Origin of the sequence: Pseudomonas sp. Marseille-Q5117, from assembly GCF_946901175.1 — a bacterium.
Lineage (GTDB): Bacteria > Pseudomonadota > Gammaproteobacteria > Pseudomonadales > Pseudomonadaceae > Aquipseudomonas > Aquipseudomonas iranensis.
The window spans coordinates 194,839-214,192 of record NZ_CAMPPP010000004.1; the positions used below are offsets into that span (position 1 = coordinate 194,839).

Sequence of the window (19,354 nt, forward strand, 5' to 3'; positions counted from 1 at the left end):
CCCATCCCGTAGCGGCCGGGCCGATTACCGAATCCAAGGAGAATCATCATGGCGTTTAACATTCATAACCGTAACCTGCTCAGTCTGGAACACCACACCCCACGTGAGCTGCGTTACCTGCTCGACCTGTCCCGCGATCTGAAACGCGCGAAGTACACCGGCACCGAGCAACAGCATCTGAAGGGCAACAACATCGCCCTGATCTTCGAAAAGACCTCGACCCGCACCCGTTGCGCCTTCGAAGTGGCGGCCTATGACCAAGGCGCCAACGTCACTTACATCGACCCGAACTCCTCGCAAATCGGCCACAAGGAAAGCATGAAGGACACCGCCCGCGTGCTCGGGCGCATGTACGACGCCATCGAGTACCGTGGCTTCAAACAGGAAATCGTCGAAGAGCTGGCCAAGTTCGCCGGCGTGCCGGTGTTCAACGGCCTGACCGATGAATATCACCCGACCCAGATGATCGCCGACGTGCTGACCATGCGTGAACACGCTGACAAGCCGATCCACGAAATCAGCTACGCCTACTTGGGCGACGCGCGAAACAACATGGGCAACTCGCTGCTGCTGATCGGCGCCAAACTGGGCATGGACGTGCGCATCTGCGCGCCGAAAGCGCTGTGGCCGCTGGACGATCTGGTCGCGCGCTGCAAAAAATACGGTGAGGAAAGCGGCGCACGCATCACCCTCACCGAAGATCCGAAAGAAGCGGTCAAAGGCGTCGACTTCATTCACACCGATGTCTGGGTATCGATGGGTGAACCGGTGGAAGCCTGGGCCGAGCGTATCCAGCAACTGCTCCCGTATCAGGTCAACGCCGACCTGATGAAAGCCACCGGCAACCCGCGTACCAAGTTCATGCACTGCCTGCCGGCGTTCCACAACAGCGACACCAAGGTCGGCAAACAGATCGCCGAACAATATCCGCACCTGAAAAACGGCATCGAAGTGACCGACGACGTGTTCGAGTCGCCAGACTGCATCGCCTTCGAGCAAGCGGAAAACCGCATGCACACGATCAAGGCGATTCTGGTTTCGACCCTGGCTGATCTCTGACGCCACAGCGCTCCCACAGGGATATCGGTTCCGACAGGGAGATCGAATCGTTTGCCATTCCTCTGCTTAGAAGGATTGCACCATGCGTATCGTCGTAGCCCTGGGCGGTAACGCCCTGCTCCGCCGTGGTGAGCCGATGACCGCTGACAACCAGCGCGCCAACATCCGCATCGCCACCGAGCAAATCGCCAAGATCCATCCCGGCAACCAACTGGTCATCGCCCACGGCAATGGCCCGCAAGTCGGTCTGCTGTCGCTGCAAGCGGCGGCCTACACCTCTGTCACCCCTTACCCGCTGGACGTGCTCGGCGCTGAAACCGAAGGCATGATCGGCTACATCATCGAACAGGAACTGGGCAATCTGCTCGACTTCGAAGTGCCGTTCGCCACCCTGCTGACCCAGGTCGAAGTCGACGCCAACGACCCGGCCTTCAAGAACCCGACCAAACCGATCGGCCCGGTTTACGAGAAAGCCGAAGCGGAAAAACTCGCCGCCGAGAAAGGCTGGGCGATTGCCCCGGATGGCGACAAATTCCGCCGCGTCGTAGCCAGTCCACGGCCGAAACGCATCTTCGAAATCCGTCCGATCAAGTGGCTGCTGGACAAGGGCAGCATCGTCATTTGCGCCGGTGGCGGCGGGATTCCGACCATGTACGACGAGCAGCGTAACCTCAAGGGCATCGAGGCGGTGATCGACAAGGATCTGTGTTCGTCGTTGCTTGCCGAGCAACTGGAAGCCGACCTGCTGGTGATCGCCACTGACGTCAACGCAGCGTTCATCGATTACGGCAAGCCGACGCAGAAAGCCATCGCCGAAGCCCATCCGGACGAACTCGAACGCCTCGGCTTCGCCGCCGGCTCAATGGGGCCGAAGGTGCAGGCAGCCTGCGAATTCGCGCGCCATACTGGCAAGGTCGCGGTGATCGGTTCGCTGGCCGATATCGAAGCCATCGTCCAGGGCACCGCCGGTACGCGGGTCAGCACGGCGAAGCCGGGGATCAGCTACCGATAACAATAAACACCGGGGCAGATTCAACACCTGCCCCGCTCCCATGCCTTGAAAGGAGTAGCTCAATGGCCCAGTTCGAACCCGGTCACCTGCACATCGAGCGGCACGCGCTGACCGACGATGACGTCAATTACAACGTGCATCTGGACTATGAAGTGTTCACCGATCCGCAGAAAGGCAAAGGGATTCAGTTCACCCTGCACGGCAGCATGCAGGGCAAGGACATGAAGGAGACGTTTTTCCTGCCCAAGGAAGAAGCCTACAACTTCGCCCGCGATGTCACGCGGATCGCCGAGAAGTACGGAATCCCCAAGACCCACAGCCAGATCGGCTCGGTGCACAAGCATTACGATTTGATGTTTGAAGACATTCGGCAGAAGTTGAATATGCAGTCGGGGGATCCGGTGAACCTCGAGCATTTCGAATAAAAATCAAAAGCCCCTCACCCTAGCCCTCTCCCGGAGGGAGAGGGAACTGATTGGGGGATGCTGCAGCATTGCGTCGACCTGATCCTGCATCACTGAATCCATAATCGCCCGGTACTTTCAGGTCGATGCATAACCCCAGACACCTCGGTCGGCTCCCTCTCCCTCCGGGAGAGGGCTGGGGTGAGGGGGCTTTTGATTTAAGGCATACTTGCCCCCCTCCGCTCTGCAGATCACTGAACCGCCCCATGCGTATCCACGTCAGCTTCATCGACCGCGTCGGCATCACCCAGGAAGTCCTGGCTATCCTCGGTGGGCGCAATCTCAATCTGGATGCGGTGGAAATGATCCCGCCGAACGTCTACATCGACGCGCCGACCCTCAGCCCGCAAGTGCTCGAAGAACTCAAAGACGCGCTGTTTCGCGTGCTCGGCGTGGAAGCGGTGACCGTAGTCGATATCCTGCCCGGCCAGCGCCGGCACTTGCAGCTCGATGCTCTGCTCGCGGCGATGACCGACCCGGTGCTGGCCCTCGACAGCGCCGGCAAGGTGCTGCTGGCCAACCCGGCGCTGATTGCCCTGTACGGTCGCGAACCGGCCGGCGAAAGCGTCTCGGCGCTGTTCAATGATCCCGGCCTGCTCGATACCCTGCTGGAAAACGGCTTTCGCCTGCCGTTGCGCGAAATCACTGTAAATGGCCAGACCCTGCTGCTCGACGCCACGCCGATCACCGACGCCGGCGCCCTGCTGACCCTGTATCAACCGAACCGCATCGGCGAACAGCTCTCGGCGTTGCATCACGATCACGCCGAAGGCTTCGACGCGCTGCTCGGCGAATCCCCGGCGATCCGCACACTCAAGGCCCGCGCGCAAAGGGTCGCCGCCCTTGATGCACCGTTGTTGATTCAAGGCGAAACCGGCACCGGCAAAGAATTGGTGGCCCGAGCCTGTCACGCGATCAGTGCTCGGCACAGTGCTCCTTTTCTGGCGTTGAATTGTGCAGCGCTGCCGGAAAACCTCGCCGAAAGCGAACTGTTCGGCTACGCCCCCGGCGCCTTCACTGGCGCGGCGCGTGGCGGTAAACCGGGGCTGATGGAGCTGGCCAATCAGGGCACGGTGTTCCTCGATGAGATCGGCGAGATGTCGCCGTACTTGCAGGCCAAACTCCTGCGTTTTCTCAACGACGGCAGCTTCCGCCGCGTCGGTGGTGATCGGGAAGTAAAGGTCGACGTGCGCATCCTCAGCGCGACCCACCGCGACCTGGAAAAAATGGTCAGCGAAGGCCTGTTCCGCGAGGACCTGTTCTATCGCCTCAACGTACTCAACGTCGAAGTGCCGCCGCTGCGTGAACGCGGTCAGGACATCCTGCTGCTGGCGCGCTACTTCATGCAGCAGGCCTGCGCGCAGATCCAGCGCCCGGTCTGCCGCCTGGCGCCCGGCACTTATCCGGCGCTGCTCGGCAATCGCTGGCCGGGCAACGTGCGGCAATTGCAGAACGTGATTTTCCGTGCGGCGGCGATCTGCGAGAGCAGCCTGGTCGATATCGGTGACCTCGACATCGCCGGCACTTCGGTGGCGCGCCAGGCCGATACCGATGTCGACAGCCTCGAGCAAGCGGTCGAATCGTTCGAAAGAGAGCTGCTCGAGAAGCTCTACGTCAGCTATCCCTCGACCCGGCAATTGGCGAGCCGCTTGCAAACCTCGCATACCGCCATTGCCCACCGATTGCGCAAATACGGCATTCCCAATAAACCCTGACTCACCACGCATCCCTATTGCAGGAAATTCCCCATGTGGGAGCGAGCCTGCTCGCGAAAGCGGTCTATCAGCAAAATGGCTGGCGCCTGACACACCGTATTCGCGAGCAGGCTCGCTCCCACAGGGTTTTATGGTGTATTTCGAAATCCGTTCAAAAACGACCTCCACCTGTACCGAAAGCGCTACAGCGGAACGATATCGCTACACCCGCCTGTGACCAGCGCTGCGCAACGCTTTGATCCGATTAAGCTTTTTTCCTCGCCCCAAGCTGTAGCGATTTCGCTACAGGTGCAAACTGCCGACACCCACCTGAAAAATACAAGCCATTGATTTATATAGATAAATCAACCTTGGCCGCATTCTTGCTACCTGCCTCCTCATCTATTAAGGGCTTCCCCGCCCCAAGCTTTCCACCGCGTCCACCAGACGAGTCTGGCCCCTGAGGAGTTTCCATGAGCGAGTTGCGTTTTACTGAAGATCACGAATGGCTGCGCACTGAAGCCGACGGCAGTGTCACTGTCGGCATCACCGCATTTGCGCAGAACGCCTTGGGCGACGTGGTGTTCGTGCAACTGCCTGAGCTGCAGGCTTACGAAAAAGGCGCTGAAGCCGCCACCGTGGAATCGGTGAAAGCCGCCAGCGGCGTGTACATGCCGCTCGATGGCGACGTGCTGGAAGTCAACCCGGCGCTGGAAAACGCTCCTGAGCTGGTCAACGAAGATCCGCTGGGCGAAGGCTGGTTCTTCCGCTTCCAGCCAAGCGACGCCGCCGCTGTCGGCAAATTGCTCGATCAGGACGCTTACGACCGCCTGATCAAAGCCCAAGCCGAAGCCTGAGGAATTACCCCATGACCGCCATCAATCTCGGCACCGCCAACGAATTCATCGCCCGTCACATCGGCCCGCGCGCCGGTGACGAGCAAGCCATGCTCAACAGCCTCGGCTTCGATTCCCTCGAAGCCCTGAGCGCCAGCGTCATCCCGGAAAGCATCAAGGGCACCAGCGTGCTCGGCATGGACGACGGCCTCAGCGAGGCCGACGCCCTGGCGATGATCAAATCCATCGCTGGCAAAAACCAACTGTTCAAGACCTACATCGGCCAGGGTTACTACAACTGCCACACGCCGTCGCCGATCCTTCGCAACCTGCTGGAAAACCCGGCCTGGTACACCGCTTACACCCCGTACCAGCCAGAAATTTCCCAGGGCCGTCTCGAAGCGCTGCTGAACTTCCAGACCATGATCAGCGACCTTACCGGCCTGCCGATCGCCAACGCCTCCTTGCTCGACGAAGCCACTGCTGCTGCCGAAGCCATGACCTTCTGCAAACGCCTGAGCAAGAACAAGGGCAGCCACCAGTTCTTCGCCTCGATCCACAGCCATCCGCAGACCCTCGACGTGCTGCGCACCCGTGCCGAGCCGCTGGGTATTGACGTGGTTGTGGGTGATGAACGCGAACTGACTGACGTCACGCCGTTCTTCGGCGCGCTGCTGCAATACCCGGCGAGCAACGGTGATGTGTTCGACTACCGCGAGCTGACCGAGCGCTTCCACGCCGCCAACGCTTTGGTCGCTGTGGCCGCTGATTTGCTGGCCCTGACGCTGCTGACGGCACCGGGCGAATTCGGTGCCGACGTCGCCATCGGTTCGGCGCAACGCTTCGGCGTGCCGCTGGGCTTCGGTGGCCCGCACGCCGCTTATTTCTCCACTAAAGATGCCTTCAAGCGTGACATGCCGGGCCGTCTGGTCGGTGTCTCGGTTGACCGTTTCGGCAAGCCGGCCCTGCGTCTGGCGATGCAGACCCGCGAGCAACACATCCGCCGCGAGAAGGCCACCTCGAACATCTGTACCGCCCAAGTGCTGCTGGCCAACATCGCCAGCATGTACGCCGTCTACCACGGTCCAAAAGGCCTGACCCAGATCGCCAACCGCGTGCATCACCTGACCGCGATTCTGGCCAAGGGCCTGACCGCGCTGGGCGCTCAAGTCGAGCAGGCAAACTTCTTCGACACCCTGACCGTTGCTACCGGCGCACACACCGCCGCGCTGCACGCCAAGGCGCACGCTCAGCAGATCAACCTGCGTGTGATCGACGCTCAGCGTCTGGGCCTGTCGGTCGACGAAACCACCACTCAGGCTGATATCGAAACCCTGTGGAGCCTGTTCGCCGACGGCAAGACCCTGCCGGACTTCGCCACCCTCGCCGCCTCGGTGCAAAGCACCATCCCAGCTGCACTGGTTCGTCAGTCGCCGATCCTCAGCCACCCGGTGTTCAACCGTCATCACTCGGAAACCGAGCTGATGCGCTACCTGCGCAAACTGGCCGACAAGGACCTGGCACTCGATCGCACCATGATCCCGCTGGGCTCGTGCACCATGAAACTCAACGCCGCCAGCGAAATGATCCCGGTCACCTGGGCTGAATTCGGTGCGCTGCATCCGTTCGCTCCGGCCGCACAGAGCGCCGGTTATCAGCAATTGACCGATGAGCTGGAAGCGATGCTCTGCGCCGCCACCGGTTACGACTCGATCTCGCTGCAACCGCACGCTGGTTCGCAAGGCGAATACGCAGGTCTCCTGGCGATCCGCGCCTACCACCAGAGCCGTGGCGACGAGCGCCGCGACATCTGCCTGATCCCGTCGTCGGCCCACGGCACCAACCCGGCCACCGCGCAAATGGCCGGTATGCGCGTGGTCGTCACCGCGTGCGATGCCCGCGGCAACGTCGACATCGAAGACCTGCGCGCCAAAGCCATCGAGCACCGCGAGCACCTCGCTGCGCTGATGATCACCTACCCGTCGACCCACGGCGTGTTCGAAGAAGGCATCCGCGAGATCTGCGCGATCATTCACGACAACGGCGGCCAGGTGTATATCGACGGCGCCAACATGAACGCCATGGTCGGCCTCTGCGCACCGGGCAAGTTCGGCGGCGACGTCTCGCACCTGAACCTGCACAAAACCTTCTGCATCCCGCACGGCGGTGGCGGCCCGGGCGTTGGCCCGATCGGCGTCAAATCGCACCTGACCCCGTTCCTGCCCGGCCACGGCCAGATGGAACGCAAGGAAGGCGCGGTCTGCGCGGCACCGTTCGGCAGCGCAAGCATTCTGCCGATCACCTGGATGTACATCCGCATGATGGGCGGCGCTGGTCTGAAGCGCGCTTCGCAACTGGCGATCCTCAATGCCAACTACATTTCCCGTCGCCTCGAAGAGCATTACCCAGTGCTGTACACCGGCAGCAACGGCCTGGTGGCGCACGAGTGCATCCTCGATCTGCGTCCGCTCAAAGACAGCAGCGGCATCAGCGTCGATGACGTCGCCAAACGCCTGATCGACTTCGGTTTCCACGCGCCGACCATGTCGTTCCCGGTCGCCGGCACGCTGATGATCGAGCCGACCGAAAGCGAATCCAAGGAAGAACTGGACCGCTTCTGTGACGCGATGATCCGCATCCGCGAAGAAATCCGCGCAGTGGAAAACGGCACGCTGGACAAGGAAGACAACCCATTGAAAAACGCCCCGCACACCGCAGCGGAACTGGTTGGCGAATGGACCCACCCGTACAGCCGCGAGCAAGCGGTGTACCCGGTCGCGTCGCTGATCGAAGGCAAATACTGGCCGCCGGTCGGCCGGGTCGACAACGTCTTCGGCGATCGCAACCTGGTCTGCGCCTGCCCGTCGATCGAAAGCTACGCTTAATGGAATGAGGGGCTGAATATCGGCCCCGATTTCAGCAACACCCTAGATCCCCCTGTGGGAGCGAGCCTGCTCGCGAAGGCGCCATTTCAGCCAGCGTAAATGTTGGCTGATCCGACGCTTTCGCTAGCAGGCTCGCTCCCACAAGGGATCTGCACCGATCTCAAACTGCGCCAATCCTTATAACAAGAAACCGGAGAACCACTCATGTCGTTAAGCGTGTTCGACCTGTTCAAGATTGGCATCGGTCCCTCCAGTTCCCACACCGTCGGCCCGATGCGTGCTGCTGCGCGTTTCGCCGAAGGGCTGCGCCGGGAAAACCTGCTGACCAGCACCGCCAGCGTCCGTGTCGAGCTGTACGGTTCGCTCGGCGCTACCGGTAAAGGACACGGCAGCGACAAAGCCGTGCTGCTCGGCCTCGAAGGCGAACACCCGGACACTGTCGACACCGAAACCGTCGCGGCGCGCCTGCAAGAAATTCGCGGCAATGGCCGACTGAATCTGCTCGGTGAACACAGCATCGCGTTCAACGAGAAAGAACATCTGGCGATGATCCGCAAACCGTTGGCCTATCACCCCAACGGCATGATCTTTCGCGCCTTCGACGCAGCGGGGATTCAGATCCGCAGTCGCGAGTACTACTCGGTCGGCGGTGGTTTTGTTGTCGATGAAGATGCCGCCGGTGCCGATCGCATCGTCGAAGACGCCACGCCGCTGACCTTTCCGTTCAAAAGTGCCAAGGATTTGCTCGGTCATTGCGCCACCTATGGCCTGTCGATCAGTCAGGTGATGCTGACCAATGAAAGCGCCTGGCGCCCGGAAGCGGAAACCCGTGCCGGCCTGCTGAAAATCTGGCAGGTGATGCAGGACTGCGTCGCTGCCGGCTGTCGTAACGAAGGCATTTTGCCGGGCGGCTTGAAGGTCAAACGCCGGGCGGCGGCGCTGCATCGGCAATTGTGCAAGAACCCGGAATCGGCGTTGCGCGATCCGCTGTCGGTGCTCGACTGGGTCAATCTTTATGCGTTGGCGGTCAACGAAGAAAACGCCAACGGCGGGCGCGTGGTTACTGCGCCCACCAATGGCGCGGCGGGAATCATTCCGGCGGTGCTGCATTACTACATGCGTTTTATCCCCGGGGCGAATGACGACGGTGTCGTGCGTTTTCTGCTGACCGCTGCCGCGATCGGCATTCTTTACAAGGAAAACGCTTCGATCTCCGGCGCCGAAGTCGGTTGTCAGGGTGAAGTCGGTGTGGCCTGCTCAATGGCGGCCGGCGCTCTCTGCGAAGTGCTCGGCGGCAGCGTGCAACAAGTCGAGAACGCCGCGGAAATCGGCATGGAACACAACCTCGGCCTGACCTGCGACCCGATCGGCGGCCTGGTACAAGTCCCGTGCATCGAGCGCAATGCGATGGGTTCGGTGAAAGCCATCAATGCCGTGCGCATGGCCATGCGTGGCGACGGCCAGCATTTCGTCTCCCTCGACAAAGTCATTCGCACCATGCGCCAGACCGGCGCCGACATGAAAAGCAAATACAAGGAAACCGCCCGCGGCGGCCTGGCGGTCAACATTATCGAATGCTGATTACGAACTCAGCCAAACGTAACCAGCTCCCTCTCCCTCCGGGAGAGGGCTGGGGTGAGGGGCCCTTGATCTTGCCTCTCACCCGCAACCCAAATTCAAAGGAGTCCCGCATGTCCACCGAACAACTCTCGAAAACCCCGCTGCACGCACTGCACCTCGAACTCGGCGCGCGCATGGTGCCGTTCGCTGGCTACGACATGCCCGTGCAATACCCGCTCGGCGTGATGAAAGAACACCAGCACACCCGTGAGCAAGCCGGGTTGTTCGACGTCTCGCACATGGGCCAGATTCGTCTGACCGGCGCCAATGCGGCCAAAGCCCTGGAAACCCTGGTGCCGGTGGACATCGTCGACCTGCCGGTAGGCATGCAGCGTTATGCGATGTTCACCAACGAAAGCGGCGGCATCCTCGACGACCTGATGGTGGCCAATCTGGGCAATGACGAGCTGTTCCTGGTGGTCAACGCCGCGTGCAAGGATCAGGATCTCGCGCATCTGCAAAAACACATCGGCGATCAGTGCACCATTACGGCGCTGTTCGAAGAGCGCGCCCTGCTCGCCTTGCAAGGTCCGGCAGCCGTCACCGTGCTGGCGCGTCTTGCGCCGGACGTGGCGAAGATGACGTTCATGCAGTTCAACCGTGTGTCGTTGCTGGGCGTGGACTGCTTTGTCAGCCGTTCGGGCTACACCGGTGAAGACGGTTTCGAAATCTCCGTCCCGGCCGCTGAAGCGGAGAAACTAGCCCGCGCCCTGCTCGCCGAGCCAGAGGTCCAGGCCATCGGCCTTGGCGCCCGCGACTCGCTGCGTCTGGAAGCCGGCCTGTGCCTGTACGGCCATGACATGAACACCGAGACCACACCGATCGAAGCCAGCCTCCTGTGGGCGATCTCCAAGCCACGCCGCGCCGATGGCGCACGGGCCGGGGGTTTCCCGGGCGCGGAGCAGATATTCGCGCAGCAACAAAATGGCGTGGCACGCAAACGCGTCGGCCTGCTGCCACAGGAGCGTACCCCGGTGCGTGAAGGCGCAGAAATCGTCAACGAGGCCGGCGAGATCATCGGCAGCGTCTGCAGCGGTGGCTTTGGTCCGACCTTGGGCGGGCCATTGGCGATGGGTTACCTCGACAGCGCTTACGTCGCACTCGATACACCCGTGTGGGCCATCGTCCGTGGGAAAAAGGTGCAAATGCTTGTAAGCAAAATGCCATTTGTTCCACAACGCTACTATCGCGGTTGATCGACTGTTTCTATAAGTAACGCGATTGCGTTATACGTGCACTAATGTGTAACGCAATCGCCATAAAACAGTGCGTTTTTTAACATCCGTTTCGAATATGAACGTTGCTTATAACGTTTGCTGAAAATAGAACCAGACAATCGTCCAAGACTGAACTAGTTTGCTGACGAACTGCCATGAAGAGCAGTAAAACCGGGGCCTTCGCAGGGCTTGTTTTTTCTCCCATAGTTGGCGTAGAGTTTGTCCACTGTGTTTGCATGGGTCAGCTTGGAATCGTGACCTGGGCAGTAGCCTACAAGTTAGCTACATCCCGCTCGACGTCTTCTTACTCCTTGCAACCAGCTCCAGTACTCTTTCATGTGAAAGGGGCTGTCATCAATTTATGCGTCAAAGGAAATAAGAAATGTCCACACGTCAGAGCGGTACCGTCAAGTGGTTTAACGACGAGAAAGGTTTTGGTTTTATCACTCCAGAAAGCGGTCCGGATCTGTTCGTACATTTCCGCGCCATTCAGGGCAACGGCTTCAAAAGCCTGAAAGAAGGCCAGAAAGTGACTTTCGTTGCTGTGCAAGGCCAGAAAGGCATGCAGGCTGACGAAGTACAAGCAGAAGCCTGATCTTCTGATACGAAAAAGCCCCTGATATTGATATCAGGGGCTTTTTTGTGCGCGCTAATCCGTAAAATGGCGCTTCCATTCACGCCTTGAGGCTGCCATGTCGAAACACCTGCTCACGCCGCAAGGGGACTTTCCTCCCGTTGCTCTCGGTCGTCGTCTGGCTGCGATGTTCTACGACTTCCTGCTGTGCACCGCCCTGCTGATCGTCACCGGATTCATTTACAAGCTGATTCAGGCCGCGATTGTCGGCGAAGAACGGCTGCGGGTGATGACCGACGCCGGCCAGCTCGATGGCGATCCGCTCTACTCCACGGTGCTGCTGTTGGTATTATTCGGCTTCTTCGCCAAATTCTGGACCCACGGCGGGCAGACACTCGGCATGCAGGTGTGGGGCATCCGCGTGCAGAACGCCAACGGCACGGCCATCAGCCTGTGGCAGGCGCTGTTGCGCTTTATGGTGTCGATCGCGTCATGGTTGTGTATCGGGTTGGGTTTCTTCTGGTCGCTGTTCGACAAGCAGAAGCGCACCTGGCATGACATTTATTCGGATACCCGTGTGGTACGAATCCCGAAGAAGAGCAAATAATTTCCATACTCAAGAGTCGGCCTGTGGTGAGGGGATTTATCCCCGTCCGGCTGCGTAGCAGTCGTAAAGAAACACACGCGGTATCCCTGATATGCCGCGGTGTTTGATTTAGGGCGGCTTCGCCACCCAACGGGGATAAATCCCCTCACCACAGGGCTCACTCCTACAAGGGGTTCACTCAGGCGTTACCGGCCAGCTTCATCCGCGCTGCCTGGGTGAAATCCAGCATGCGCTTCAACGGGCGGATCGCCTGGGGAATCAGCGCCGGATCGACAAAGATTTCGTTGGTGCCTTCCTTCAAGCTCTTGAGCGTGCGCTCAAGGGTGTTCATGGCCATCCACGGGCAATGTGCGCAACTGCGGCAAGCCGCGCCATTACCGGCGGTAGGCGCTTCGATGAAGACCTTGTCCGGGCACAGCTGCTGCATCTTGTAGAAGATGCCGCGGTCGGTGGCAACGATCAGGGTCTTGTTCGGCAGGCTTTGCGCGGCCGCGATCAACTGACTGGTGGAACCGACGGCATCCGCCAGCTCTATCACCGAAGTCGGCGACTCGGGATGCACCAGAATCGCTGCGTCCGGGTACAACGCTTTCATATCCTCGAGCTGCTTGGACTTGAACTCTTCGTGGACGATGCAGGCGCCGTCCCAAAGCAGCATGTCGGCACCGGTCTTGCGCTGAATATACGTGCCCAGGTGCTTGTCCGGGCCCCAGATGATCGTCTCGCCGTTGTCCATCAGGCTTTCGACGATCTCCAGTGCGCAGCTCGAAGTCACCACCCAGTCAGCCCGCGCCTTCACGGCGGCGGAGGTGTTGGCGTAAACCACCACCGTTCGCTCGGGGTGCTGATCGCAGAACGCCGAGAACTCGTCGACCGGGCAACCCAGGTCCAGCGAGCAGGTCGCCTCCAGGGTCGGCATCAGCACGCGCTTTTCCGGGTTGAGAATTTTTGCAGTCTCGCCCATGAACTTCACGCCGGCGACCACCACGGTCTTGGCCGGATGGGCATTGCCGAAGCGGGCCATTTCCAGGGAGTCGGAAACACAGCCGCCGGTTTCTTCGGCCAGGGCCTGAATCACCGGATCGCAATAAAAGTGGGCCACGAGCACCGCGTCCTGAGCCTTGAGCTCGGCGGCGATGGCGGAACGGTAATAAGCCTCCTCTTCTGCCGTCAGCGGTTTAGGCTGCTTGGCGTCGAGGTGGGCTTGAACCAGAAGGCGTTCGGAAATCTGCGTCATGTTCGCAAGACCTGCAGGCGCATTCGCGCGAAAGTCGAGTATACACCCGGCTCCGGACCGCTAGAGGGTACCGCCGGGAGAGTGAGTATCATCAGGCACGGGACAGCGTTGAAGCTGCGCAAGGCTACAGAATATCCCGTTGATACAAAAGATGATTCTGACCTGCGTCAGGTGTGGCCGCGCTGAAACATCGAACGCCCGAATTGCAGGCAAAAAAAAACCCGGAAATCCTCACTTTCGTGGGCCTTCCGGATTTTCTAAACCGCCAAATATGGTGGGTCGTGTGGGATTCGAACCTACGACCAATTGGTTAAAAGCCAACTGCTCTACCAACTGAGCTAACGACCCGCTGTGTGGTGGCGCGTATAATACTGATTTTTAAGGACTATTCAACACCTTTTTTGAAAAAGATCAAAAATAAGGAGTTGGGTCACCCACACCAGCTGCCGCGAAGCCTTCCGCACGCAGGCGGCAGCTGTCGCATTTGCCGCAGGCGCGGCCGTCATCGTCGGCCTGATAGCAGGAAACCGTCAAACCGTAATCAACGCCGAGCTCAACGCCGGCTTGAACGATCTGCGCTTTGCTCAGGTTCTGCAGCGGCGCCTGGATGCGGAAGCCATTGCCTTCTGCGCCAGCCTTGGTCGCCAGATTGGCCATGCGCTCGAACGACTCGATGAACTCGGGACGGCAGTCCGGATAGCCGGAATAATCCACTGCGTTGACGCCGATGAAGATGTCGCGGGCGCCGAGCACTTCGGCCCAACCCAATGCCAACGACAGGAAAACCGTGTTACGCGCCGGCACGTAAGTCACCGGAATGCCTTCGCCCAGCTCTTCCGGAATATCGATGCTGGTGTCGGTCAGCGCCGAGCCGCCCATGCCATTGAGGTTCAGTCCGATGACCTTGTGCTCGACCACACCCAAATCGCGAGCAACGCGGGCGGCGGCATGCAATTCGGCATGCGAGCGCTGACCGTAATCGAAACTCATGGTGTAGCAGGCGTAGCCTTCGGCGCGTGCCATCGCCACGACGGTGGCCGAGTCGAGGCCGCCCGAAAGCAGGATAACGGCACGTTTTTCGGTAGTGTTCAGTTGTTCAATCATCTCAGCGCCCCGGCTCATCATTCCATAGATATTTATGCAACTGCAGTTGCAGCCGCACTGGCAGGTTGTCTGCCACCACCCAATCCGCCAGATCCCTGGCATTGAGGTCATGATGACTTGGGGAGAAAAGCACTTCACCCGCCCGTCGATCAAGCCCGTACTGGATCAGCTTCGATACCGCCCAGTCATAGTCTTCCCGCGAGCAGATGACAAACTTCACCTGATCGTTGCGGGTCAGCAGTTCGATGTTCTCGTAACGGTTGCGATGGGCTTCTTTCGAGCCCGGCGTTTTCAGATCGACGACGCGACTGACACGCGGATCGACAGCGGATACGTCTAGGGCGCCGCTGGTTTCCAGCGACACCTCGTAACCGGCATCACACAACCGCTCAAGCAAAGGAATGGCGTTCGGCTGAGCCAACGGCTCACCGCCGGTGACACAAACGTAGCGCGGACGATAACCGGCCACTTGCTCAAGGATGTCGTCGAGGGTGCGGACGGTGCCGCCGCTGAACGCGTAAGCGCTGTCGCAGTACTGGCAACGCAACGGGCAACCGGTCAGGCGCACGAAAACCGTGGGCAGCCCGGCAGTCCGAGTTTCCCCCTGCAACGAGTAGAAAACTTCGGTAATTCTCAATGTGTCTTGCATAGTCGCCACGGGCGTAACAGCTAAACAGGCTGTCCGCCTCCGTCAGGCACTTCAGGCAATCCCGCCAACGCGTAGACCACAAGAAGCGTGTTTCAGAAAAAGGGCGTGAATTCTAACGAAAAAACCCGCGACAAGCGCGGGTTTCTTCAAAACACGGATGAACAGGCTTACATGCGCTGTAAATCACGCTGGGCCAGCTGCGCGGCGGAAGTGCCCGGATATTGGGACACCACCTGCTGCAGAATGCCTTTGACCTTGTCGGTATGACCGAGGCGGCGCTCTACGTCAGCCAGCTTGTACAGCGAGTCCGGCACTTTGTTGTGCTTGGGATACAGCTGCGAAACCTTGGCAAAGGCCTGACCTGCACCTTGCAGATCACCCTTGGCCAGGTTCACTTCGCCCAACCAGTACTGGGCGTTGCCCGCGTACTGGCTGTTGGGGTATTTGCGCAGGAAAGCGGCGAAGGCCTGGCTGGCCTTGTCGAAATCCTTGGCTTTGATCAGGTCGAAAGCGGCATCGTAATACAGCTTTTCCTTGGCCGGATCAGCCGGTTCGCTACCCGCAGCAGGGGCCTGGGCTGCCGCAGCAGCACCCGCGCCTGCGGCAGCACCGGCAGCAGCACTTGCATCGCCACCGGCAGAAGAATTCTCGGGAGTCGCGGCTGGTGCAACGCCGGATCCTATGCGCCGATCAAGATCCTGGTATCGCTCCAGGGATTCCTGCTTCATGCGCGAAACCTGATTCTGCAGTTCTTCGATCACGCCCTGTTGGCGCGAGATCTGATCCTGCATCTGTTGCAATTGGTTGAACAGCATGCCTTGTGCCGAGGCAGGGGCCGAAGCCGCTCCCCCGGCATAGGCGCCGTTCGTACCGTAACCCGCAGGCGGATAACTGCTCCCGCTATTGTTATAACCGGAGTTGTCATCGACCACAGGAACCGCAGCCCACGCCGCAAGCGGCGCGAGGCTGAGAGCCAGAACAGTTACAGCACGACGGCACGTTCGCATATCGAATTACTTACGCAGTTCGACGCGACGGTTCTGGGCCCAGGACTGCTCGTCGTTGCCGGTAGCAACTGGACGCTCTTCGCCGTAGGAAACCAGTTCCAGCTGAGCTGGGGAAACACCTTGCAGTACCAGGTAGCGCTGAACGGCTTTCGCACGACGCTCGCCCAGTGCCATGTTGTACTCACGAGTACCACGTTCGTCGGTGTTGCCTTCCAGAACAACGCGAGCGCCGTTTGCTTTCAGGTCTTTGGCGTGAACGTCCAGAGCGCGCATGGCTTCTGGCTTCAGGTCCGAGCTGTCGTATTCGAAGTAGAAGGTGGTGATTGCGCGCAGAGCAGCTTCTTCGCTCAGGGAACCGTCAACGGCACCGGTGTTTGCGCCGTAACCAGCGTTTGGATCAACAGCGCCTTCACCGGCGTTGTCGCCGCCTTTGGACGAGCAACCTACAGCTACAGCCATGGCCAGAGCCAGCGCAGCAAATTTACCAAACTTCAGCATTTCCATCGTGAAACTCCTAATGAACCCCAGTGTGTTAAGTAAAACGTGTAGCGCCCGCTCACTTCAGGTAAGGGGACCAGGACGGTTCTCTGACTTCGCCTTGAGCGGTAGGAAGCGGGAGCCTCACGCGCCCATTAATGGACACGAGCATCAAGACTCCCCGGCCCTGTTGGCGGGTGGCGTAGATTACCATGGTGCCGTTGGGCGCAACAGTAGGTGACTCGTCCAGAGTGCTATCAGTGAGGATCTTTACACTACCCCGCTGCAGATCCTGAGCTGCCACCTTGAAATTGGTGAAGCCATCCTGACGATGGATCATCACCAAAGTCTTTTCATCAGCCGAAAGTTTCGGGTTGGCGTTGTAGTTGCCCACGAACGTCACACGCTCGGCACCACCGCCACCGACGCTGGTTTTATAGATTTGCGGCTTGCCGCCACGGTCCGAGGTGAAATAGATGGTCGAGCCATCCTTGCCCCAGAACGGTTCGGTATTGATGCCCTGGCCATTGGTTACGCGGCTGATCTGACGCGAACCGAGGTTCATTACGTAGATGTCCGGGTTACCGTCTTTCGACAGCACGAACGCCAGGCGATTGCCGTCCGGCGACCAGGCTGGCGCGCCGTTGAGGCCTTCGAAGTTGGTGATCTGCTCACGGCGACCGGTGTCGATGTTCTGCATGAAGATACGCGGACGCTTCTGCTCGAACGACACGTAGGCGATACGCTTGCCGTCTGGTGCAAAACGCGGCGACAGGATCGGCTCGCGCGATTGCAGCAGAGTCACTGCGCGGGCACCGTCATAGTCGGAGCGTTGCAGGGTGTAACGGGTGTTCTTCTCGGAAAAACGCTCGGCCGTCACGTACAGCAGGCGCGTCGAGAAGGCACCTTCAATGCCGGTCAGCTTCTGGAACGACTGATCGGAGATGAAGTGCGCCATGTCACGGATCTGGTCGGTCGTACCGGAAACACTGCCGTCCGCCACTTTCTGCTCGGTGGCGACGTTGAACAGTGCCCACTGCACCTGCAGGCGACCGCCCGCTGGAGCGATGCTGCCGACCATCATGTACTGAGCACCCACCGCCTTCCAGTCACGGAAGATGATTTCGCTCGGCTGGCTTGGCTGGCTGATCATGTTGGCTTTCGGAATCGGCGAGTAATAGCCCGAGTTGCGCAAATCGTTGCCAATGATTTCAGCCATGTCATCCGGCAGCACGGCGCCGCCCTGCATGCCGAACGGTACGACGGCGATCGGAGTAGCCCGATCGCTGCCGCTGGTGACCAGAATGTTCTTTTCATCTGCCGCCGCGATCCCTGCCATGCAGCAGATCACGACCAGCATTCCTCGAAGAAGGTTTCTCACAAGGCTAGATCCTCAGGTGTGAATGTCATCTTGAATGAACGATACGGAGCGAAATCGCTCGGCTTCATTCCCTGCATTTCTGTCAAACGTCCAATATTCTTCACTGCCGCGACTGCCGAAGCATCGAACGGACCGTCACCGCTGGACTTGGCCACGCTGACCGAGGTCACCGTACCGTCCGGCAACATGCCAATTTGCAGCACGACCGTCATGCCTTTGCGCGCCGAAGGAGGACGAGCCCAGCCTTCTGCTGCGCGAGCGCGAATCAGGTCATCGAAACTACCGGCAACCTCGTCACCCTGCTCATCGGCCAGGGCCTGCTGACGCTGCGGCGTGTCGGAAAGCAGATCTGCCAGGGCCTGGGCCTTTTTGTCTTCGGCAGATTTGCGTGCCGCTTCCTGCGCTTTCTTCTTCGCAGCATCGGCAGCAGCTTTCTTCTTCGCGTCTTCGGCGACTTTCTTCTTCGCCTCTTCAGCTTCAGCTTTCTTCTTGGCGTCTTCGGCGGCTTTCTTCTTCGCGTCTTCGACGATCTTCTTCTTGGCTTCTTCGGCAGCGGCTTTCTTCGCCTCTTCCTCAGCAGCCTTCTTCGCTTCGTCTTCGGCCTTCTTCTTGGCTATATCAGCCAATTGTTTCTCTTCGGCCTTTTTCGCTTCGGCTTTTTTCGCGTCGTCGGCTTTCTTGGCTTCATCAGCCTTTTTTGCTTCGTCCGCTTTCTTCGCCTCGTCGGCCTTCTTGGCTTCCTCGGCCTTTTGAGCCGCTTCCTCTTTCTTTTGTTCCGCCGCCTTCACCGCTTCCTGCTCGATCTTTTTCTGTTCCATCTGTTCGACTTCGGTCTGGCGCGCGGCGGATTTCTTCGCCTCACCCGCAATCTTCTGATTGGTCTGGGTGGTCGCCTGACTTTTCGATTTCAGCTGGTACAGAGTCGCCTGGACGATCGGCTTGGCCGGCGGCAGTTCGGGCGTGAAGGCAAAACTGACGAACAGCATGCCGAACACCAGCACGTGCAGGACGATTGCCAGAACACTAGGCCAGAAGTAGCTTTCCGAGGCGGACGGCTCTCGCTGTTGCTGCATCAGGGGGCCTCGGTAATCAGACCAACGTTACCGACCCCGGCTTTCTGCAACCCGCCCATGGCACCCATCACGGCGCCGTAGTCGACAGTCTTGTCACCACGAATGAATACCTGGGTGCGTTTGCCGCCCTCGGTGCCGGCGCGGATGATCTTGGTCACCGCGTCAGTCATCTGTGGCAGGGTCATGGCCCTGTCCTGTTGCTTCTCGGTGTCGACTTCACTGCCAAGGTTCCAGTAGTAGGTCTTGTCAGCCTTGATCGAAATGGTCAGGACCTGGGTGTTGTTGTCCTGCGGCAAGGCTTCGCTGGAAACCTTGGGCAGATCAACTTTCACGCCCTGATTGAGCATCGGCGCGGTCACCATGAAGATGACCAGCAGCACCAACATCACGTCGATGTAGGGCACCACGTTCATCTCGGCGACCGGCTTGCGCTTTTTGCGAGCTCGAGCGATTAAAGC

18 protein-coding genes and 1 tRNA gene are annotated in these 19,354 nt (G+C 59.6%); 10 read left to right on the forward strand and 9 right to left on the reverse strand.

The features are described 5' to 3' along the window. Positions 1 to 48 precede the first annotated feature (48 nt). The 10 genes from OC605_RS09355 (at position 49) to OC605_RS09400 (ending at position 11,968) form a co-directional block, all read left to right on the forward strand. A complete protein-coding gene (locus tag OC605_RS09355) occupies positions 49 to 1,059 on the forward strand; it encodes an ornithine carbamoyltransferase (RefSeq protein ID WP_262136745.1) in 1,011 nt (336 codons plus the stop codon). A gap of 82 nt (positions 1,060 to 1,141) precedes the next feature. Then, the gene (gene arcC / locus OC605_RS09360; protein ID WP_024014075.1) at positions 1,142 to 2,071 is read left to right on the forward strand and encodes a carbamate kinase; all 930 of its coding nucleotides are present in this window, start codon (positions 1,142 to 1,144) and stop codon (positions 2,069 to 2,071) included. 62 nt (positions 2,072 to 2,133) lie between these two features. Continuing rightward, positions 2,134 to 2,496, forward strand: coding sequence for a DUF5064 family protein (locus OC605_RS09365; protein WP_042607276.1), 363 nt, complete (start codon positions 2,134 to 2,136; stop codon positions 2,494 to 2,496). Between the two features lie 245 nt (positions 2,497 to 2,741). After that, entirely contained in the window at positions 2,742 to 4,250 is a 1,509-nt protein-coding gene (locus OC605_RS09370) for a sigma-54-dependent transcriptional regulator (protein WP_073472002.1), read from the forward strand. 452 nt (positions 4,251 to 4,702) lie between these two features. Continuing rightward, positions 4,703 to 5,086, forward strand: coding sequence for a glycine cleavage system protein GcvH (gene gcvH / locus OC605_RS09375; RefSeq protein ID WP_016773514.1), 384 nt, complete (start codon positions 4,703 to 4,705; stop codon positions 5,084 to 5,086). A gap of 11 nt (positions 5,087 to 5,097) precedes the next feature. Beyond that, complete coding sequence (gene gcvP, locus OC605_RS09380) at positions 5,098 to 7,950, forward strand: aminomethyl-transferring glycine dehydrogenase (RefSeq protein WP_262136746.1); 2,853 nt, start codon at positions 5,098 to 5,100, stop codon at positions 7,948 to 7,950. Between the two features lie 204 nt (positions 7,951 to 8,154). Continuing rightward, positions 8,155 to 9,531: an L-serine ammonia-lyase gene (locus tag OC605_RS09385; protein WP_016773512.1), complete on the forward strand. Its 1,377-nt coding sequence runs from the start codon at positions 8,155 to 8,157 to the stop codon at positions 9,529 to 9,531. Between the two features lie 110 nt (positions 9,532 to 9,641). Continuing rightward, the gene (gene gcvT, locus OC605_RS09390) at positions 9,642 to 10,766 is read left to right on the forward strand and encodes a glycine cleavage system aminomethyltransferase GcvT (protein ID WP_123443684.1); all 1,125 of its coding nucleotides are present in this window, start codon (positions 9,642 to 9,644) and stop codon (positions 10,764 to 10,766) included. 403 nt (positions 10,767 to 11,169) lie between these two features. After that, positions 11,170 to 11,382, forward strand: coding sequence for a cold-shock protein (locus tag OC605_RS09395; protein WP_003227496.1), 213 nt, complete (start codon positions 11,170 to 11,172; stop codon positions 11,380 to 11,382). A 97-nt stretch (positions 11,383 to 11,479) separates the two neighbouring features. Further along, positions 11,480 to 11,968 (forward strand): RDD family protein, encoded by a 489-nt coding sequence (locus tag OC605_RS09400; RefSeq protein WP_262136747.1) that lies wholly within the window; start codon positions 11,480 to 11,482, stop codon positions 11,966 to 11,968. Positions 11,969 to 12,146: 178 nt separating this feature from the next. Here OC605_RS09400 and nadA read toward each other — a convergent pair whose 3' ends face one another. From nadA to tolR, 9 genes are all read right to left on the reverse strand, one after another. After that, entirely contained in the window at positions 12,147 to 13,205 is a 1,059-nt protein-coding gene (gene nadA, locus OC605_RS09405; RefSeq protein WP_016773509.1) for a quinolinate synthase NadA, read from the reverse strand. Positions 13,206 to 13,477: 272 nt separating this feature from the next. Next, positions 13,478 to 13,553: transfer RNA gene (locus OC605_RS09410), tRNA-Lys, on the reverse strand. Positions 13,554 to 13,616: 63 nt separating this feature from the next. Beyond that, positions 13,617 to 14,309: a 7-cyano-7-deazaguanine synthase QueC gene (gene queC, locus OC605_RS09415; protein WP_262136748.1), complete on the reverse strand. Its 693-nt coding sequence runs from the start codon at positions 14,307 to 14,309 to the stop codon at positions 13,617 to 13,619. 1 nt (position 14,310) lies between these two features. After that, positions 14,311 to 14,958: a 7-carboxy-7-deazaguanine synthase QueE gene (gene queE / locus OC605_RS09420; protein WP_041479789.1), complete on the reverse strand. Its 648-nt coding sequence runs from the start codon at positions 14,956 to 14,958 to the stop codon at positions 14,311 to 14,313. Positions 14,959 to 15,125: 167 nt separating this feature from the next. Further along, on the reverse strand, positions 15,126 to 15,965 hold the full coding sequence (gene ybgF / locus OC605_RS09425) for a tol-pal system protein YbgF (RefSeq protein WP_024014085.1): 840 nt from the start codon (positions 15,963 to 15,965) through the stop codon (positions 15,126 to 15,128). A 6-nt stretch (positions 15,966 to 15,971) separates the two neighbouring features. Then, a complete protein-coding gene (gene pal / locus OC605_RS09430; protein WP_003178634.1) occupies positions 15,972 to 16,469 on the reverse strand; it encodes a peptidoglycan-associated lipoprotein Pal in 498 nt (165 codons plus the stop codon). A gap of 52 nt (positions 16,470 to 16,521) precedes the next feature. After that, positions 16,522 to 17,802 (reverse strand): Tol-Pal system beta propeller repeat protein TolB, encoded by a 1,281-nt coding sequence (gene tolB, locus OC605_RS09435; protein ID WP_016773506.1) that lies wholly within the window; start codon positions 17,800 to 17,802, stop codon positions 16,522 to 16,524. Positions 17,803 to 17,819: 17 nt separating this feature from the next. Continuing rightward, entirely contained in the window at positions 17,820 to 18,896 is a 1,077-nt protein-coding gene (tolA, locus tag OC605_RS09440; protein ID WP_016773505.1) for a cell envelope integrity protein TolA, read from the reverse strand. Further along, entirely contained in the window at positions 18,896 to 19,348 is a 453-nt protein-coding gene (gene tolR, locus OC605_RS09445; RefSeq protein ID WP_160767866.1) for a protein TolR, read from the reverse strand. Before tolR ends, tolA begins: the two co-directional genes overlap by 1 nt. Positions 19,349 to 19,354 lie beyond the last annotated feature (6 nt).

Coding starts and splice junctions, on each gene's coding strand:
- OC605_RS09355 (WP_262136745.1), top strand. CDS start 49: ATGGCGTTTAACATTCATAACCGTAACCTGCTCAGTCTGGAACACCAC.
- arcC (WP_024014075.1), top strand. CDS start 1,142: ATGCGTATCGTCGTAGCCCTGGGCGGTAACGCCCTGCTCCGCCGTGGT.
- OC605_RS09365 (WP_042607276.1), top strand. CDS start 2,134: ATGGCCCAGTTCGAACCCGGTCACCTGCACATCGAGCGGCACGCGCTG.
- OC605_RS09370 (WP_073472002.1), top strand. CDS start 2,742: ATGCGTATCCACGTCAGCTTCATCGACCGCGTCGGCATCACCCAGGAA.
- gcvH (WP_016773514.1), top strand. CDS start 4,703: ATGAGCGAGTTGCGTTTTACTGAAGATCACGAATGGCTGCGCACTGAA.
- gcvP (WP_262136746.1), top strand. CDS start 5,098: ATGACCGCCATCAATCTCGGCACCGCCAACGAATTCATCGCCCGTCAC.
- OC605_RS09385 (WP_016773512.1), top strand. CDS start 8,155: ATGTCGTTAAGCGTGTTCGACCTGTTCAAGATTGGCATCGGTCCCTCC.
- gcvT (WP_123443684.1), top strand. CDS start 9,642: ATGTCCACCGAACAACTCTCGAAAACCCCGCTGCACGCACTGCACCTC.
- OC605_RS09395 (WP_003227496.1), top strand. CDS start 11,170: ATGTCCACACGTCAGAGCGGTACCGTCAAGTGGTTTAACGACGAGAAA.
- OC605_RS09400 (WP_262136747.1), top strand. CDS start 11,480: ATGTCGAAACACCTGCTCACGCCGCAAGGGGACTTTCCTCCCGTTGCT.
- nadA (WP_016773509.1), bottom strand. CDS start 13,205: ATGACGCAGATTTCCGAACGCCTTCTGGTTCAAGCCCACCTCGACGCC.
- queC (WP_262136748.1), bottom strand. CDS start 14,309: ATGATTGAACAACTGAACACTACCGAAAAACGTGCCGTTATCCTGCTT.
- queE (WP_041479789.1), bottom strand. CDS start 14,958: ATGCAAGACACATTGAGAATTACCGAAGTTTTCTACTCGTTGCAGGGG.
- ybgF (WP_024014085.1), bottom strand. CDS start 15,965: ATGCGAACGTGCCGTCGTGCTGTAACTGTTCTGGCTCTCAGCCTCGCG.
- pal (WP_003178634.1), bottom strand. CDS start 16,469: ATGGAAATGCTGAAGTTTGGTAAATTTGCTGCGCTGGCTCTGGCCATG.
- tolB (WP_016773506.1), bottom strand. CDS start 17,802: ATGCTGGTCGTGATCTGCTGCATGGCAGGGATCGCGGCGGCAGATGAA.
- tolA (WP_016773505.1), bottom strand. CDS start 18,896: ATGCAGCAACAGCGAGAGCCGTCCGCCTCGGAAAGCTACTTCTGGCCT.